Here is a 17587-nt window from a genome sequence, read left to right as displayed (position 1 = left end):
ACCGTGACCCACCTCCCCGAAACCGGCGCCGGCGATCCCGGAGCCGAACCGATCGCGATCGTCGGACTGGACGTGCGCGTGCCCGGCGCGCGTGACGCGCGGCAGTTCTGGCGCAACCTCGTCGACGGCGTCGAGTCGATCGTGCCCGCCACCCGCGAAGAGATGATCGCCCGCGGTGCCGAAGAGGCCACTGTGGACGATCCGAGCTGGGTGAACGCCACCACGGTGGTCGACGGCTTCGACGAGTTCGACGCGGAGCTGTTCGGCATGACCAGCCGCGAGGCCGAGATCACCGACCCGCAGCATCGGCTGTTCCTGCAGTCGTGCCACGCCGCGCTGACCGACGCGGGCTACGACCCGGCCCGCTTCGACGGCGCGATCGGCGTCTACGGCGGTTCAGGGGGCACCGGCTACCTGAAGGAGAACCTGCTGCGCAACGAGCGGATTCTCGCCTCGCAGCACGGCGGAATCGGTATTTCGACCGGCAACCAGCCGAGCTACCTGACGACCTCGGTGTCGTACAAGCTCGACCTGCGTGGCCCGAGCCTCGCGGTGTTCACCGCCTGCTCGACGTCCCTGGTCGCGGTGCACCTGGCCTGTGAGGCGCTGCGCAACGGTGAATGCGACATGGCGCTGGCGGGCGGGGTCAATCTGGAGATGCCGCATGGCATCGGCTATATGGGCGTCGAAGGCTTCACCTCGCCGGACGGCCACGTGCGCGCGTTCGACGAAGGCGCCAACGGCACGGTCTGGAGCAGTGGCGCCGGGGTCGTGCTGGTGAAGCGGCTGTCGCAGGCGATCGAGGACGGCGACCACATCCGGGGCGTCGTGCTGGGCAACGCGATCAACAACGACGGCGCCACCAAGGTCGGCTTCTCCGCGCCCAGCGTTGCCGGGCAGACCGAGGCGATCGCGCAGGCCGTCGGCATGGCCGGGGTCGACCCGCGCACCATCGGCTACGTCGAGGCGCACGGCACCGGCACGGCGCTGGGCGACCCGATGGAGATCGCCGCACTGTCCACTGTGTACGGAAACGGGGTCGCGGACACCGGCTGGTGCGCGATCGGCTCGGTGAAGTCCAACATCGGTCACCTGTCGCAGGCGGCGGGCGTGGTCTCGCTGATCAAGGCCGTGCTCGTCATGGAGCACAGGCTGATCCCGCCGACCATCAACTACCACGAACCCAACCCGGGCATCGATTTCCCGGCGAGCCCGTTCTACCCGGCGCAAGGGGTGACGAAGTGGGAGGCGGCCGCGGCGCCGCGGCGGGCGGGCGTCAGCTCGTTCGGTGTCGGCGGTACCAACGCGCACGTCGTGCTGGAGGAGGCGCCGGCTCCGCAGTTGAGCAGGGCGCCGCACCCGGCGCATCTGCTGCGGGTGTCGGCCAACACCGCGGAAGCGCTCTCGGCCGCTGTCGACCGGCTGGCCGAGCGGCTCGCCGGGGACGTCGACCTCGATCTCGCCGACGTGGCCCACACCTTGGCCGCCGGGCGCACCGAGTACCCGCATCGCGCGGTCGTCGTCGCCCGTGACCCCGAGGACGCGGTCGACGGGCTGCGGGATTCCCGGCGTCTCGTGTCCGCACAGGCCGGGGAGCCGAACGTGGCGTTCCTCTTCCCCGGGCAGGGTTCGCAATACGCCGGAATGGGCGCCGAGCTGTACGAGGCCGAGCCGGTGTTCGCCGCGGCCGTCGACGAGTGTCTGAGGCTGCTCGAACCCGAGCTGCCGGAGCTGCGCGACCTGATCTTCTCCTCCGGTGGCGAGCAGGCGCTGCGGGAAACCCGCGTGACCCAGCCCGCGCTGTTCGTCGTCGAGTACGCGCTGGCGAAGCTGTGGCAGAGCTGGGGCGTGCAGCCCGCGGCGATGATCGGTCACTCGGTCGGCGAGTACGTCGCCGCCACCGTCGCCGGGGTCTTCACCCTGCCGGACGCGCTGAACCTGGTGGCCACCCGCGGCCGTCTGATGCAGTCGATGCCCGCCGGGGCGATGCTCGCCGTCCAGCTCGACGAGGAAAGCGTCGCCACGCGGCTGCCGGGCACCCTCGCGGTCGCCGGGGTGAACGGGCCCGGCACGTGCGTCGTGGCCGGGCCGCCGGACGCGGTCGCGGATTTCGCGGCGACGCTCAAGGCCAGCGGCGTGCAGTGCCGCGAGCTGGTGACCTCGCACGCGTTCCACTCGCCGATGATGGACCCGGTGCTGGCCGAGTTCACCGCCGCCGTCACCGCCGTCGTCCGCACCGCGCCCGCGCTGCCGTTCCTGTCGAACGTCACCGGCGACTGGATCACCGACGCCCAGGCCACCGACCCCGCCTACTGGGCCTCCCACCTGCGCCAGGCCGTCCGGTTCGGCGACTGCGTCAAGAATCTGTTCGCGCGAGGCGGCCGCTGGGCGCTCGTCGAATGCGGCCCCGGTCACCAGCTGTCCGGGCTGGCCCGCGGCCAGGTCCCGAAGGGCATGCCCGCGCCGCAGCCGAGCCTGCCGGGCCGGACCGAGCGCATCGGCGACGTCGAAACACTGAACGGCGCCGCCGGTCTCTTGTGGACGAACGGGGTTTCCCTGGATTCGCGGACGTTCGGCGCGCCCGGCCACCGGGTACCGCTGCCCGGCTACCCGTACGCGCGCAAGCGGTACTGGGTCGATCCGGACCCGGTCACGGCCATCCGGCCCGCGCGGCGGAGCGGTCCGCTGCCCCTGTCCGAGTGGTTCGCGGTCCCGGCGTGGCGGCAGGCGGAACCGGACCTGAGACGCGAGCCCTTCGCGAACGCGCTCGTCTTCGCCGCCGAGGACGTCCTGCCGAGGCTGCTGCGTGACGCGGGTGTGACGGTCACCGAAGTGCGTCCCGGCGACGGGTTCGCCGTGACGGAGACGGGATTCACCGTCCGGCCCGGGGTGCGCGAGGACTACGACGCGCTCGTGGCCGCGCTGCCCGCCCGGCCCGAGCGGGTCGTACACGCCTGGACGCTGACCGGGGACGAGCGCGGCATGGCCGCCCAGGAGCACGGGTTCTTCAGCGTGCTCAACCTCGTCCAGGCCTGGGGCGAGCCGATGCGGATCGACGTGCTGAGCGCCGGCACCGCCGACGTCACCGGCACCGACCTGACCCGCCCCGAGCACGCGACCCTCGCGGGCATCGCCAGGGTGGTGCCGCTGGAGGCCTCGGGCACGGTGGTGCGCCGGATCGACGTTATTGACACTGACGCGACGCACCCCCAGGACGCCGTCGCCGAACTGTTCCGCCCGGCGGACGCGGCGGCCGAGGTCGCGCTGCGGGCCGGCCGTCGCTGGGTGCTGGACCACACCCAGATCGACCTGCCCCCGGCCGCCGAGCCGGTACTGCGCGACGGCGGCCGGTACCTGATCACCGGTGGGACCGGCGGCATCGGCATCACGCTCGCCGAGGACCTCGCCCGCCGGGTGCGGGCGAAACTCGTGCTGCTCGCCCGCACCGCACTGCCGTCGCGGGCGGAGTGGGACGCGCACCTCGCCGCGCACGGTGGCACCGACCGCACCGGGCGCGCGATGCTCGCCGTGCGGCGGATGGAGGCCGCGGGCGCGGTGGTGCACGTCGTCGCCGCCGACGTCACCGACGCGGCGCGCCTGCGCGAGGTGCGTGAGCTGGCCGAGCGCGAGTTCGGGGGCCTCGACGGGATCGTGCACGCCGCCGGGATGCCCGGCGGCGGCGTCGCGGAAGTAAAGGAGCGGGCCGCGGCCGAGGCCGTGCTGGCCCCGAAGATCGCCGGGACGCTGGCTCTTGCCGAGGCGTTCGCCGATCTGCCGATGGACTTCGTCGCGCTGTGCTCGTCGATCACCGCGGTGGTCGGCGGCATCGGGCAGGTCGACTACTGCGCGGCCAACAACTTCCTCGACGCCTATGCGCGGGGCGGCCACGGCTGGCGGGCGCGGCTGGTCTCGCATGCCTGGGGTGGCTGGGACGAGGTCGGCATGGCCGCGGAGGTGGCCGCCCCGACCACGATCCGCACCGCCCGGTCGCGGGCACTCGGCCCGGTCGCACACCCCGTGCTCACCACGCGCGCCGAGGACGGCGCGCACGGCCTCGTCTCGGCGGCCACACACTGGCTGCTCGACGAGCACCGGATCGCCGGGGTGCCGGTGGTACCGGGCACGGGACACCTGGAGACCGTCCGCGCGGCGGTGGCAGCTGCGCTGCCGAAGCCCGGTGACGGGCACGTCGTCGAGCTGCGTGACGTCGCGTTCCTGGAGCCGTTCGGCGTCCCGGACGGCGCCACCGCGGAGTACCGCGTGGAGTTCGACGGCGACGAATTCACCGTGACCAGCCACGTCGCCGGCGCGAGCCGGACCCACGTGCGCGGATCCGCCGGGTGGGTCGCGGCCGGTTCGGCGTCCACTGTGGACATCGCGGCGGTGACCGGGCGGACCGAACCGATCGACGACGGGCACGGCTTCGGCACCGGCCGCACCAGCATGGTCACCTTCGGCCCGCGCTGGGCGGCGCTGCGCGAACACCGCATCGGCGCGCAGGAGGAGCTGGCCACGATCACCGCTCCCGACGCGGCGGCGGGTGACGCCGGCGCGTGGGGGCTGCACCCTGCACTGCTGGACGTCGCGACCGCGTTCGGCCGAGGCCGGGGGAGCGGCGCCTACCTGCCGATGAGCTACGGCCGGATCGTCGTGCACGACGTGCTCCCGGCGAGTTTCCGCAGCCACCTGCGCTACCGCGACTCCGGCGGCGACCAGGTGGTGGCGGCCGACCTCTCGCTGTGTGACGAGACCGGCCGCGTGCTCGTCACGATCGAGGACTTCGTGCTGCGCCAGGTCGATCAGGCCGCCGTCGGCGGTGGCCTGACGTCCACAGCGCCCTCTGTGTCCAGTTCGTCCACTGTGGACAAGACGTCGACCGGGATCCGGCCGGTGGACGGCGCCGAGGCGTTCGTCCGGGCGCTGGCCCCCGGCCTCGGCGGGCAGGTGGTGATCAGCACCCTCCCGGTGCGGGAGCTGATCGAGCACCGGGTCAGCGCCGAGGAGCTGGACGAACCCGGCGAAGCACCGGTGAGGGTGTCTGAGGACGACTACGTCGCCCCGCGCACCGACCTGGAGGCCGAGATCGCCCGCCAGTGGACCGAGCTGCTCGGCGTGGAGAAGATCGGCGTGCACGACGACTTCTTCGCCCTCGGCGGCAACTCGCTGGTCGCCATCCAGCTCATCGCCCAGGTGCGCAAGGCCACCGGCACCCGGCTGGCGATGAAGACGCTGTTCGAAGCGTCCACAGTGGCCACTCTGGTCGAGCGGATCGAGGAGCTGCGCGCCGGCAAGGCCGAGGCGCCCGCCGAATCCGCCCGGACCACCATCCCGAAGCTCGAGCGGTAGAGCTGGTGGAGTCGGGCCGGGTCGGGCTTCGGCGTTCGGCATGTCGCGAAAGCCACTTTCGCGACACCTGACGTCCCGAAAGTGGCTTTCGCGACACGTTCGCCACTCACTCACCGGCGACGACACCATCCGCCACTCCGCACACCAGCCAGGCCGGCGGCCGAGACCCCGTCGGGTCCCGAAACCGCCACCAGACACCGAGAACAGGAAATCATGAGCGACACGAAGGAATGGACGTTCCCGGCCTCGTTCGGCCAGGAGCGGATCTGGCTGTCCGGCCAGCTCGACCCGGCGTCCCCGGTGTACAACCTGCACTGCCGGGCCCGGCTGGACCGCCCGCTGACCGCCGCGCAGTGGCGCACCGCGCTCGGCGTCGTCGTCGGGCGGCACGAGGCGCTGCGCACGTCGTTCCGCATGGACGGTGGCGCGCTCATGCAGGTGGTGCACGCCGAGGTGCCGATCGAGCCCGAAGTACACGACTTGCGGGATCTGCCCGCCGAGGCTCGCGGCGACCGGCTCGCCGAACTCGTCGGCGCTGTCGTGCGCGGTGCCATCCCGCTCGACTCGCCGCCGCCGTGGCGGGCCCAGCTGTGCCGCATGGCCGACGACGAGTGGGTGCTCACGTTCGTCGTGCACCACACCGTGTTCGACGCCCGTTCGGTGCTGGTGCTGGAGGCCGAGCTGAGCGAGGCGTGCGACGCCGTCTTCGAGGGCCGCGAGCCGAAGCTGCCCGAGCTGGCCATCCAGTACCCGGACTACTCGGCCTGGCAGCGCGGGCAGCTCGAAACGTCCTCCGAACAGCTGGACTACTGGCGGACGCAGCTCGCCGGGCTGCCGCCGGTCCACGGCCTGCCCACCGACCGGCCGCGGCCCTCAGCGCTGACGTTCGCCGGTGACCAGGTGGACTTCGCCCTCCCGGACGGACTGATCGGCCGGGTCGGCGAACTGGCCCGGGAGCTTTCGGCGTCGCCGTTCATGGTGCTGCTGGCCGGCTACGCGGCACTCGTGTCACGACTGTCCCGAGTGGACGACGTCGTCGTCGGCGTCCCGGTCGCCGGTCGCGACCTGCCGGAGCTGGCCGACCTGATCGGCATGTTCGTCAACCAGATGGCCGTACGCGTCGACTGTTCGGGCGCGCCCGCGTTCACCGACCTGGTCGGCCGGGTCCGGACCACGCTGCTGGAGGCGATCGACCACAGCCAGGTGCCGTTCCAGGCGGTCGCCGAGGCGGCCGGAGCCGAGCGCGACCCCGGCGTGCAGACGCTGTATCAGCTCGGATTCAACTTCCTGCCCGACTCGGGGCTGGAGCCGGTCCGCTCGGCCACCGCGAAGGACGACATCGCGATCGACCTGACCGCCGTGGACGGCAGGCTCGTCTACCGCACCGACCTGTTCGACCGCGAGACCGCCGAAGCCGTGGCCGAGCGGTACCTGCGGCTGCTGACTTCGGCGCTGGCCGATCCGGCTCGGTCGATCGCGGACCTGCCACTGCTTTCGGACGCCGAGCGTGAGCTGGTCCTGACCGACTGGAACTCGACGGAACTGTCCACTTCGGACAATGCGACAGTGCCCGCCCGGTTCGAGGACCAGGTGCGGCGGACCCCGGACGCGCCCGCCGTCGACTTCGGCGGGGTCCACCTGACCTACGCCGAGCTGAACACGCGAGCCAACCGCGTCGCACATCGGCTGCGTGAACTGGGCGCCGGTCCCGGCACCGTCGTCGGCGTGTGTGTGCCGAACTCGGCGGATCTGCTGACCGGCCTGCTCGGGGTGCTGAAGAGCGGCGCGGCCTACGTCCCGCTCGACCCGGCCAACCCGGCCCCTCGGCAGGCGCTGATCCTCGCCGACGCGGGTGTCCCGTTCGTGCTGGTCGCCGGAAAGTCCACTTTGGACACCAAGACGCTGGCCCTGGACGACCCGGCCGAGTGGTCCACCGCGGCCACCGAGGACCCGGAACCGGCGGCCGGGCCGGGCGACGTCGCCTATGTGATCTACACGTCGGGCTCGACCGGGCGGCCCAAGGGCGTCGAGGTCGAGCACCGGGCCGTCGACACGTACCTGGCCTGGGCGCGTGAGGCGTACCCCGGTCTGGCCGGACGGGCGTTGCTGCACACGTCGCCGTCGTTCGACCTCACCGTGACGACACTGCTCGGCACCCTCACCGCCGGGGGCGCGGTGGTCGACGGCGGCAGGCCGACGTTCGTCAAGGCGACCCCGACGCACCTCGCCGTCCTCGCCGAAGAGTCGTTCCCGACGGGCGAGTTGGTGCTCGGTGGCGAAGCGCTGACCGCGGAAGCCGTCCAGCCGTGGCGGGAGCGGCATCCCGGCACGCTCGTCGTCAACGAGTATGGCCCGACCGAGGCCACGGTCGGCTGTGTCGTGCACCGGATCGAACCCGGGGACGAGCCGCCGTCCGGACCCGTCCTGATCGGCCGTCCGGTGCCCGGCACCCGCGTGTACGTCCTCGACGAGCGGCGGCAGCCGGTGCCGCCGGGCGTCCCTGGCGAGCTGTACGTCGCGGGGCCGCAGCTCGCCCGCGGCTACCTCGGGCTGCCGGACCTGACCGCCGAAAAGTTCACCGAGGGTCCGTCCGGCCGGATGTATGCGACCGGCGACCTCGTCCGCTGGCGCCGAGACGGCACGCTCGACTACCTCGGCCGCGCCGACGAGCAGGTGAAGCTGCGCGGCTACCGCATCGAGCCCGGCGAGGTCGAAGCGGCGCTGCGCGAGCTGCCGGAAGTGCGGGACGCGGCCGTGGCGGTCCGCGGCGGCACACTCGTCGGCTATGTCGTCGGCAGCACCGAGGGGGTGGCCGAGGCCCTGCGGAAGACGTTGCCGGACTACCTGGTGCCGACCCGGTTCGTGACGCTCGACGCGCTGCCGATGGCGGCCAGCGGCAAGCTCGACCGGGCGGCGCTGCCGGATCCCGAACCCGGTGAGGCGACGGCGTACGTCGCACCCCGGACCGCGGCCGAAGAACTCGTCACCGAGGTGCTCGGCGAATTGCTCGACATCGGCGACCTCGGCGTGCACGACGACTTCTTCGCCCGCGGCGGCAACTCGCTGCTGGCGATCCGTGCGATGTCCCGGCTCCGCAAGCAGATCGAAGTCGACATCCCGGTGCGGGGGCTGTTCTCTTTCACCACCGTCGCCGAACTCGCCGCCGAGATCGAGCGGCGGCTCGCCGAGGACCTCGACCAGCTCAGTGACGAAGAGGTCCAGCGCCAGCTGGCCGAAGGCGAGCTCTCATGACCACGATCGACGAAACCGGCCGCGCGGCCGCGCGCCGCGCCCTGCTCGAACGGCGACTGCGACGGCGCACGGAGCCGACCGCGACCATCACGCCGCGCCCCGAAGACGCCGTCGTCCCGCTGTCCTACCAGCAGGAGCGCGTCTGGTTCATGGAGCAGTTCGCGCCGGGCACCGGGTCCTACCACATCCCGGTGCCGATCCGGCTGACCGGACGGCTCGACGTCGTCGCGCTCCAGTCCGCTTTGGACACTCTGCCGGTGCGGCACGAGGCCCTGCGGATGCGTTTCCCGGCAGGGGAAGACGGGCAACCGACCGTCCACATCGAACCATCGGTCGCGGTCAGACTGTCCATAGTGGACGCAGGAAGTGAGGAGGCGGCGCGTGCGGTCGTCGACGCCGCCGCGGCCGAGACGTTCGACCTGGCCGCGGGCCCGCTGCTGCGCGCGACCCTGGCCCGGGTGTCGGACGAGGAGCACCTGCTGGTCCTGTGCACGCACCACATCGTGGGCGACGGCTGGTCGGTCGACCTGCTGTTGCGGGACCTCGCCGCGCAGTACCACGCCCTGAGCACCGGTGGCACGGCCGAGCTGCCCGCGCTGAGCATCGGGTACGGCGACTTCGCGCACTGGCAGCGCCGGACGCTCACCGGCGGAGAGCTCGACCGGCAGCTGGAGCACTGGCGGGCGCAGCTCACCGGGGTCGAACCCCTGGAGCTGCCCACCGACCGGCCCCGGCCCGCCAAACAGAGCTTCGACGGCGCGATCCACGAGTTCTTCGTCGAGCGCGACCTCGCCCGTGCCCTCGGCGAGCTGAGCCGCGGGCACGGAGTCACGCTCTTCATGACCCTGCTGGCCGCCTACCAGGTACTGCTGGCGCGGTACTCGGGCCAGGAGGACTTCGCGATCGGCTCGTCGTCGGCCGGACGCGGCCTGCCCGAACTCGAAGGCGTGGCAGGCATGTTCATCAACATGCTGCCCCTGCGTGCCCAGCTGGCGGGCGACCCGTCGTTCACCGAGCTGCTCGACCGCACCCGGCGGCACGTGCTGGACGCTTTCGACCACGCCGACGTCCCGTTCGAGCGGCTGGTGAACGCGCTCGGCGTACCCCGCGACGTCAGCCGCTCACCGGTGTTCCAGGCCATGTTCGTGCTGCAGAACTACGAGATGGGCCGGATGGGCGCGGCCGGGGAGTCCGATGTGGACTTCCGCTGGCTGCCGATGGACCTGCCCGCGACCCGGTTCGACTTCGAGTTCCACGCGATCGAGATCGAGAGCGGGCTGATCGGCAAGTTCGTGCACAACACGGCGCTGTTCACCGCGGACACGGTCGCCGGGATGGCCGGGCGGCTGGTCACGCTGCTGCGCTCGATCGTCGCCGATCCGGACCGGCGACTGTCCGAATTGGACATCCTCGACGCCGGGCAGCGTGAACTCGTCCTGGAGCGCTGGAACGCCACGACGGCCGAGTTCCCGCAGACCACGTTGCACGCGCTCGTCGAGGAGCAGGCCGCCCGGACGCCGGACGCGGCCGCGGTGACCTTCCGCGGCGCGTCGCTGACCTACCGCGAGCTGGACGAGCGGGCCAACCGGCTCGCGCACCGGCTGCGTGGCCTCGGTGTCGGGCCGGGAGTGCTCACCGGGGTGTTCGCGGAGCGGTCCTTCGAGCTGGTCGTCGCGCTCCTCGGCGTGCTGAAAGCCGGTGGCGCGTACGTTCCGCTCGACCCGGAGTACCCGGCCGACCGGCTGGCGTTCATGCTGCGGGACGCGGCCGCGCCCGTCGTGGTGACGCAGGCGGCGTTGCGCGAAACGCTGGGTTTCCAGTGTGACGCGACCGTCGTTGTCCTGGACGACCCCGCCGAGACGGCCGCGCAGCCGGGCACCCCGCCGGAGCCGCTCGCGGGACCGGAAGACCCGGCGTACGTCATCTACACCTCGGGCTCGACCGGACAGCCGAAAGGCGTGCCCAACGGTCACCGCGGCATCGTCAACCGGCTCGACTGGATGCAGCGCGCGTACCGTCTCGACGGCACCGATTCGGTGCTGCAGAAAACCCCGGCCGGCTTCGACGTGTCGGTCTGGGAGTTCTTCTGGCCGCTGATCACCGGCGCGCGGCTGGTGCTCGCCGAACCCGGCGGCCACAAGGACGCCGCGTACCTGCGTGAGCTGCTCGCGTCCGAAGGCATCACCACCGCGCACTTCGTGCCGTCGATGCTCACGCTGTTCCTTGCCGAACAAGGCGTCGAGGCCTGCGTGGCGCTGCGGCGGGTCGTGTGCAGCGGCGAGGAGCTGCCACTCGACGCAGCCCGCGAGTTCACCCGGCGGCTGCCGGACTGCGAGCTGCACAACCTCTACGGCCCGACCGAAGCCGCCATCGACGTCACCGCGTGGCACTGCACGCCCGCCGCGCTCGCCGAGGTCGCTTCGGTGCCGATCGGGGCGCCGATCCAGAACATCCGGATCTACGTGCTCGACCCTGCCGGGCGGCCATGCCCGGTCGGCGTGCCCGGCGAACTGCACATCGCCGGTGTCGGCCTCGCCCTCGGGTACCACAACCGCACGGAGCTCACGGCCGAGCGGTTCGTACCCGACCCGTTCCACAGTGGACGGATGTACCGCACCGGCGACCTCGCGCACTGGCGCCCCGACGGGACCATCGCGTTTCTCGGCCGGATCGACCACCAGGTCAAGCTGCGCGGCCTCCGCATCGAGCTGGGGGAGATCGAGACGACCTTGCGCGCCCAGCCTGGGGTGCGCGACGCCGCCGTGATCGTCCGCGAGGACACGCCGGGGGACAAGCGGCTGGTCGGGTACGTCGTCGGCGGCGCCGAGCCCGGCGCGCTGCGGACGGCGCTCAAGCAAAGCCTCCCGGACTACATGGTCCCGCCGTCGTTCGTCCCGCTCGACGAGCTGCCGCTGACCCCGAACGGCAAGCTCGACCGCAAGGCGCTGCCCGCTCCGGTCGCGTCCCGGGACGCGACCAAGGAGCTGGTCGCACCGTCGACCCCGGTCGAGATCCTGCTGGCCGGGATCTGGCGGGACGTGCTCAAAGTGGACGAACTGGGTGTCGACGACGACTTCTTCGACCTCGGCGGCCACTCGATGCTGGCCACCCAGGTGGTGGCGCGGATCGGCAAGGCGGACGCGGGCCAGGTCGGCGTCATGGACCTGTTCCAGCACCGCACGATCCGCGAGCTCGCGTCCTTCATGGACGGTGACACCGCAGACCGGCCGCGCCACCTGCTGTACGAGCTGACCAAGCCGACGACGCAGCGGACGCTGACCTATGTCTGCTTCCCCTACGGCGGCGGCAGCGCGATCGTCTACCAGCCGCTGGCCGACGCGCTCCCGGAGGGCCACTCGCTCTACTCGGTCGCCATCCCCGGCCACGACGTCGGACTGTCTGAGGAGGCCGTGCCCTTCGACGACCTGGTCGAGCGGCTGGCCGACGAGATCCTCGACCGCGTCGACGGTCCGCTGGCCATCTACGGCCACTGCGGTGTCGGCAACGCGCTCGCCGTCGCCGTCGCCCGGCTGCTCGAAGAACGCGGCCGCGAGCTGGAGGTCGTCTACATCGGCGCGATCTTCCCGTTCGCCCGCATGAAGGGCGCGGTGGGCACGCTGCGCACCCGGCTGGAGAAGCTGCGCAGCAACCGGTACTACTCGAACTGGCTCAAGGGCATGGGCGTCGACACCGACGACCTCGACCCGGCGCAGGCCGACCGGATCATCACGAACATGCGCGCCGACAGCCGCGCCGCCGAGGAGTACTTCAGCGGCCTGCTCGACGCCCGCGTGGCCAAGCTGCGCGCGCCGATCGTGTCGGTGGTCGGCTCCGAGGACCCGGTCACCGACTACTACACCGAGCGGTACCGGGAATGGGAGTTCCTCACCGACACCACCGCGCTCGTGGTGCTCGACCGGGCCGGGCACTTCTTCCTGCGCTACCGGGCCGACGAACTCGCGGAGATCGTCACGCAAGTGCACCCGGCACTGGACGATCCCGGCGAGCTCGACGTCCGGACCCGTGGCGAAGACGCGGCCTGGGCGGTGCACGAGACCCATCGGGCGGAAGTGGACGACAAACCCACTGTGCGGCCGAGCATGGCCCGGTTCCTCACGATCACGGCCGGGCAACTGGTGTCCTCGACCGGCTCGGCGCTGACGTCGTTCGCGGTGCCGATCTGGCTCTACACCCGCACGGGCTCGGTCGCCGACCTCGGCCTTCTGTGGGCGCTCGCGCTGATGTTCGGCGTGCTCGTCCTGCCGGTCGCGGGCGCGCTGGTCGACCGCGGCGACCGGCGGCGGATCATGATCGCGGCCAGCGGCACCGCCGGCGGGATCCAGCTGATCCTGGCGTTGTTGCTGATCACCGGGCACGTCCAGCTGTGGTTGTTCTACGTGCTGATCCCGCTCGGGTCGGTGGCCGCTTCGTTCCAGCGCATCGCCTACCAGTCGTCGGTGGCGCAGCTGGTGCCGAAGCAGTACCTCGGCCACGCGATGGGCCTGGCGCAGCTGTCCACCGGTTTCGCCCAATTGCTGATGCCGGTGCTCGCGGCCGGGCTACTGGCGACGATCCAGCTGTCCGGCATCCTGATCCTGGACATGGCGAGCTACGCGTTCGCGATCGTGGGCCTGCTGCTGGTGCGGTTCCCGGATCTGCTGGGCTGGCGCCCGCGCGAACCGCTGCTGACGGCGATCGCGGGCGGGCTGCGGTACTCGTGGAACCACCGCGGCTTCCGCACGATGCTGCTGTATTTCGCGCTGGCGAACGTCTTCCTGGCTCCCGCGCTGGTGCTGGTCTCGCCGCTCGTGTTGTCGTTCGGCTCGGTCACCGACGTCGCCCAGGTGGCGCTGGCCGAGGCCGTCGGCGCGGTGGCGGGCGGGATCGGGATGGCGCTGTGGGGTGGCCCGCGGCATCGCCGGATGGTCGGCGTGCTCGCCGGCAACATCGGGATCGCGCTCGGCAGCCTCATGATGGGCCTGCGGCCGTCGCTGATCGTCGTCGCGGCCGGTGTGTTCGTCCTGGCCGCCGCGATGTCCGTGTCGCAAGGCATCTACGCGACCCTGGTGCAGGTCAAGGTGCCGCAGCGGTTCCACGGCCGGGTGTTCGCGATCAACCAGACGATCACGTGGTCGACGCTGCCGATCGGATTCGCCGTGCTGGCGCCGCTGGCCGTCGGCTGGTTCTCGCCGCTGCTGGCGCCGGGCGGCGCGCTGACCGGGTCGGTCGGCGCCGTGCTCGGCACCGGTGAGACCCGGGGGATCGGGCTCGCCTATGTCGTCTTCGCGCTGATCCTGCTGCTGATCAACGTGGGCGGGTTCTCGCTGCGGCGGCTGCGCCGGTTCGACACCGAGGTGCCCGACTCGCTGCCCGACGATCTGGTCGGGGCGCAGGAACGGGAGCGCAAGCTCGCCGGGAAGGAAGCCTCATGAGTACGGCAGTGCTGGTCAGGGAGGCCCGCGGGCACTGGGTCGGCGAGGTCGCGCCGGTGCTGCGGGCGGCCGGGCACCGCGTGGTGCTGCTCGCCCCGCCGATGGACGCGGCTGAGCGGGCGGCGCTGGCAGGCGTGGTGGACGACGTCGTCGCGTTCGACGACGTCCACGACCCGGAAGCCGTCTCGGCGAAGGTCCGGGAGATCGACGGCGGCGCGCTGGCCGGGATCTTCACCGGCTCGGACGGCGCCATCGCGAGCACCGCCCGCGCCGCCGAGCTGCTCGGGGTGGCGCGCTGTCCGGCGTCGGTGTTCGCCTTGTGCGCCAACAAGTTCGCCGTCCGGGAGGCCCTCGCCGCGGCCGGGCTGCCGGGGCCCGCGTACGCCCTGATCTCGTCGGCCGCTGAGGCGGCATCGGTCGCTTCGGCGGTCGGGCTCCCGGCGATCGTCAAACCGGTCAACGGCGCGGGCAGCAACCTCGTCCGCGTCGTGTCCACTGTGGACGAACTGGCGGCCGCGTACGAGCTGCTGGCCGCGCGACTGCCCGAGTCCGCGGATCCGCGTTACCACCGTCCACTGGGGACAGTGGACCCGTCGGCGACGTTCCTCGTCGAAGGATTCCTGCGCGGCCCGGAGTACGCGGTGGACGTCCTGATCCGCGATGGGGTGGCCGAGCCGGTCGAGATCCTCGACAAGCCGCTGATCGACGAGCGAAAGTTCGAGCTGGCGCTGTCGTGCCCGCCCGCCGGGCTCACCGCCGACCGGGCCGAGCTGGTCACCGCGGCGGCGGTCGCCGCCGTCCGCGCGCTGGGTCTCGACAACACCTGCGCCCACGTCGAGCTGATCGACGACGTCGACCGCGGCTCGACGATCGTCGAGGTCAACGCGGGCAGGCCCGCCGGGTCGATCATGCCGCTGCTGGCGAAACTGCGCACCGGCATCGACGTGTTCGCCGAGCTGGCGGCGCTCGCGGTGGACGCTCCACCGCCGGTGCGGGAACCCGCGAAACTGCCGATCCCGCTGGGCATGCTGATCCTCTACGCCGCCGGTTCGGGCCGGTTGACGAGGATCGGCGGGCTCGACGAGGTCGCCGATCTGCCCGAGGTGATCGACGTCGTCACCACCGTCTCGCCGGGGCAGGTGCTCACCGACGAACAGGAGACCTACGCGGTCAACCTCGTCGTGGCCGGGTTCGCCGATCACGACGACCTCGCCGCCCTGCACGCGGAGGCGAGCAAGCTCGTCCAGCTGGACCTGGAGGACGTGTGAACACCGTGTTCGTGGTCCGGGAGACCGCAGGGCAGTGGATCGCCGACGTCGTGGCCGCCGTGCGCGCGACCGGGCTGGGGGTCGAGCTGGTCACCCAGCCTCTGGAACCGGCCGAGCAGGCACAGCTGACGGCACTGGTGGACGGCTTCGTCGTCGTCGACGACGTCCGCGACGCCGAATCCGTGGCCGAAGCGATCCGGGCGCGGACCGCGCGTCCGGCCGGGGTGGTGACCGCCGCCGAGGGAATCATCGCGAGCGTCGCCCGCGCGGCCGAGCTGCTCGGCGTGGCACGCTGCCCGGCATCGGTGTTCACCGTGACGCACAACAAGTTCGCGGTCCGGCAGGTGCTGGCCGCGGCCGGGTTGCCGGGGCCGCGCTGCGCGCTGATCTCGTCGGAGGCCGAGGCGGCGTCGGTGGCTTCGGCGGTCGGGCTCCCGGCGATCGTCAAGCCGGTGAACGGCGCGGCGAGCAATCTCGTACGCACGGTGTCCACTGTGGACGAACTGGCGGCGGCGTACCGGCTGCTGGCCGAGCGGTTGCCGCTGTCGGAGGACGCCCGGTACCACCGGCTCATCGGTGGCGGCCCGTCGCCGATCGACCCGGTGAAGGCGTTCCTCGTGGAAGGCCTGCTGCGCGGTCCGGAGTACGCTGTCGACGTCCTGGTGCGTGACGGCGTCGCGGAACCGGTGGCCGTGGTCGAAAAGCCGCTGATCGACGAGCGCAAGTTCGAGCTGGGCATGGTCTGCCCGCCGCTCGAACTGTCCGAAGAGGACAGTGAACGGCTGTTCGCGGCGGCGACGGCCGCCGCGCTCGCATTGGGCCTGGATAACACCTGCGCGCATATCGAGCTGATCGACGACGCCGAGCTGGGCCCTGCGGTCGTCGAAGTGAACGCGGGCCGCCCGGCAGGCGGCGCCCAGCCGGTGCTGCTGAAGCTCGCGACCGGCATCGATGTCATCGCCGAGGCCGTGTCGCTGGCACTGGGCACGCCGCCGCCCGCGCGAGGTGCGGGCCTGCCGGTGCCGGTGGGCTATCTGATCTTCTACGCCGAGGGCACTGGGCGGCTGGTCCGCGTCGACGGCACCGACGAGGTCGCCGACCTGCCCGAGGTCCTTGAGGTCGTCACGATCGTGCGCCCCGGCCAACTGCTCACCGACGACCAGGAGATCTACGCGGTGAACGTGCTCGCCGCGGGGTTCGCCGACACCGAAGACCTCGCCGCGCTGCACGCCGAGGCCGCCAAACTGATCCGTTTCGAACTGGAGGAGTCATGACCGCCGAACTCGCGGAGAACCTCGGTTACATCGAGGGCAACGACCACACGAAGCTCACCGTCTACGCGGCCACGGGCCTGGACTGGGTGCGCGCGCACCGCGAAGTGCTGCAGGACCGGCTGCGCGAGGACGGCGCGATCCTGCTGCGCGGGATGCCCGCCGACCTGGCGGTGTTCAACCAGGTCACCGAGGAGATCGGCGGCTCGCTGCTGACCTACACGGAACGGTCGACGCCGCGGTCGGCGGTCTCGGGCAACATCTACACCTCGACGGAGTACCCGCCGGGCGAGTCGATCCCGATGCACAACGAGAACTCGTACTCGGCGAACTGGCCGGACCGCCTGTTCTTCCTGTGCGACACGGCGGCCGAAACCGGCGGCGCGACGCCGATCGCCGACAGCCGTGCGATGTACCGCCTGCTGCCGGCGGACCTGCGCGAGCGCTTCGCGGGCGGCGTCACCTACACCCGCGCTTTCCGTGAAGGACTCGGGCTGACCTGGCAGGAGGCGTTCCAGACCGACGACCGCCAGGTGGTGGCGGACTACTGCACCGGCAACGGGCAGACGTACGAGTGGACCGACGAGGGCCTGCGCACACGGCACGTGCGCCCGTCCTTCGCCACGGAACCGCACACCGGTGCGACGGTGTGGTTCAACCAGGCCAACCTTTTCCACGTCTCGAGCCTGGGGGAGGAGGTCAGCGAGGCGCTGCTGGACCTGTACCCCGAGGAGGACCTGCCCCGCAACGCGTCCTTCGCCGACGGCTCGCCGATCCCGCAGGCGGACCTGGCCACGATCAAGGCGACCTACGACGAGGTCAGCTACGCGTTCCCGTGGCAGCCGGGCGACATCATGGTGATCAACAACATGCTGATGGCCCACGGCCGCGAGCCGTTCACGGGCAAGCGACGGACCCTGGTCGCGATGACGTGACTCGCGTGATTGGAGCCGGATCTCGCGTGATCAGAAGGCGAACTCCGTGATCCGTCTCTGGTCACGTGTGATCGCCCGCTCCG

The 17587-nt window shown here is 71.7% G+C and carries 6 protein-coding genes; all 6 read left to right on the top strand.

Annotated features, from left to right (window positions below):
- Positions 1 to 3: 3 nt before the first annotated feature.
- Positions 4 to 5346 (top strand): type I polyketide synthase, encoded by a 5343-nt coding sequence (locus ACZ5IK_RS16495; protein WP_465488430.1) that lies wholly within the window; start codon positions 4 to 6, stop codon positions 5344 to 5346.
- A gap of 213 nt (positions 5347 to 5559) precedes the next feature.
- Positions 5560 to 8598 carry a non-ribosomal peptide synthetase gene (locus ACZ5IK_RS16490; protein WP_465488429.1) on the top strand — a complete coding sequence of 1013 codons (3039 nt, stop codon included), beginning with the start codon at positions 5560 to 5562 and terminating at the stop codon, positions 8596 to 8598.
- Positions 8595 to 14030, top strand: a complete 5436-nt coding sequence (locus tag ACZ5IK_RS16485) for a non-ribosomal peptide synthetase/MFS transporter (RefSeq protein WP_465488428.1) — start codon at positions 8595 to 8597, stop codon at positions 14028 to 14030. The genes ACZ5IK_RS16490 and ACZ5IK_RS16485 overlap by 4 nt, the downstream gene beginning before the upstream one ends.
- Positions 14027 to 15298, top strand: a complete 1272-nt coding sequence (locus ACZ5IK_RS16480; RefSeq protein WP_465488427.1) for an ATP-grasp domain-containing protein — start codon at positions 14027 to 14029, stop codon at positions 15296 to 15298. The genes ACZ5IK_RS16485 and ACZ5IK_RS16480 overlap by 4 nt, the downstream gene beginning before the upstream one ends.
- Complete coding sequence (locus tag ACZ5IK_RS16475) at positions 15295 to 16572, top strand: ATP-grasp domain-containing protein (protein ID WP_465488426.1); 1278 nt, start codon at positions 15295 to 15297, stop codon at positions 16570 to 16572. The genes ACZ5IK_RS16480 and ACZ5IK_RS16475 overlap by 4 nt, the downstream gene beginning before the upstream one ends.
- Positions 16569 to 17504: a TauD/TfdA family dioxygenase gene (locus ACZ5IK_RS16470; protein ID WP_465488425.1), complete on the top strand. Its 936-nt coding sequence runs from the start codon at positions 16569 to 16571 to the stop codon at positions 17502 to 17504. The genes ACZ5IK_RS16475 and ACZ5IK_RS16470 overlap by 4 nt, the downstream gene beginning before the upstream one ends.
- The last annotated feature ends 83 nt before the right edge of the window (positions 17505 to 17587 follow it).

Source organism: Amycolatopsis sp. NPDC031561, from assembly GCF_055580625.1.
Note: the sequence above shows the minus strand (reverse complement) of the source record. Positions and strands in the feature narration are given on the sequence as shown.

Coding starts and splice junctions, on each gene's coding strand:
- ACZ5IK_RS16490 (WP_465488429.1), top strand. CDS start 5,560: ATGAGCGACACGAAGGAATGGACGTTCCCGGCCTCGTTCGGCCAGGAG.
- ACZ5IK_RS16485 (WP_465488428.1), top strand. CDS start 8,595: ATGACCACGATCGACGAAACCGGCCGCGCGGCCGCGCGCCGCGCCCTG.
- ACZ5IK_RS16480 (WP_465488427.1), top strand. CDS start 14,027: ATGAGTACGGCAGTGCTGGTCAGGGAGGCCCGCGGGCACTGGGTCGGC.
- ACZ5IK_RS16470 (WP_465488425.1), top strand. CDS start 16,569: ATGACCGCCGAACTCGCGGAGAACCTCGGTTACATCGAGGGCAACGAC.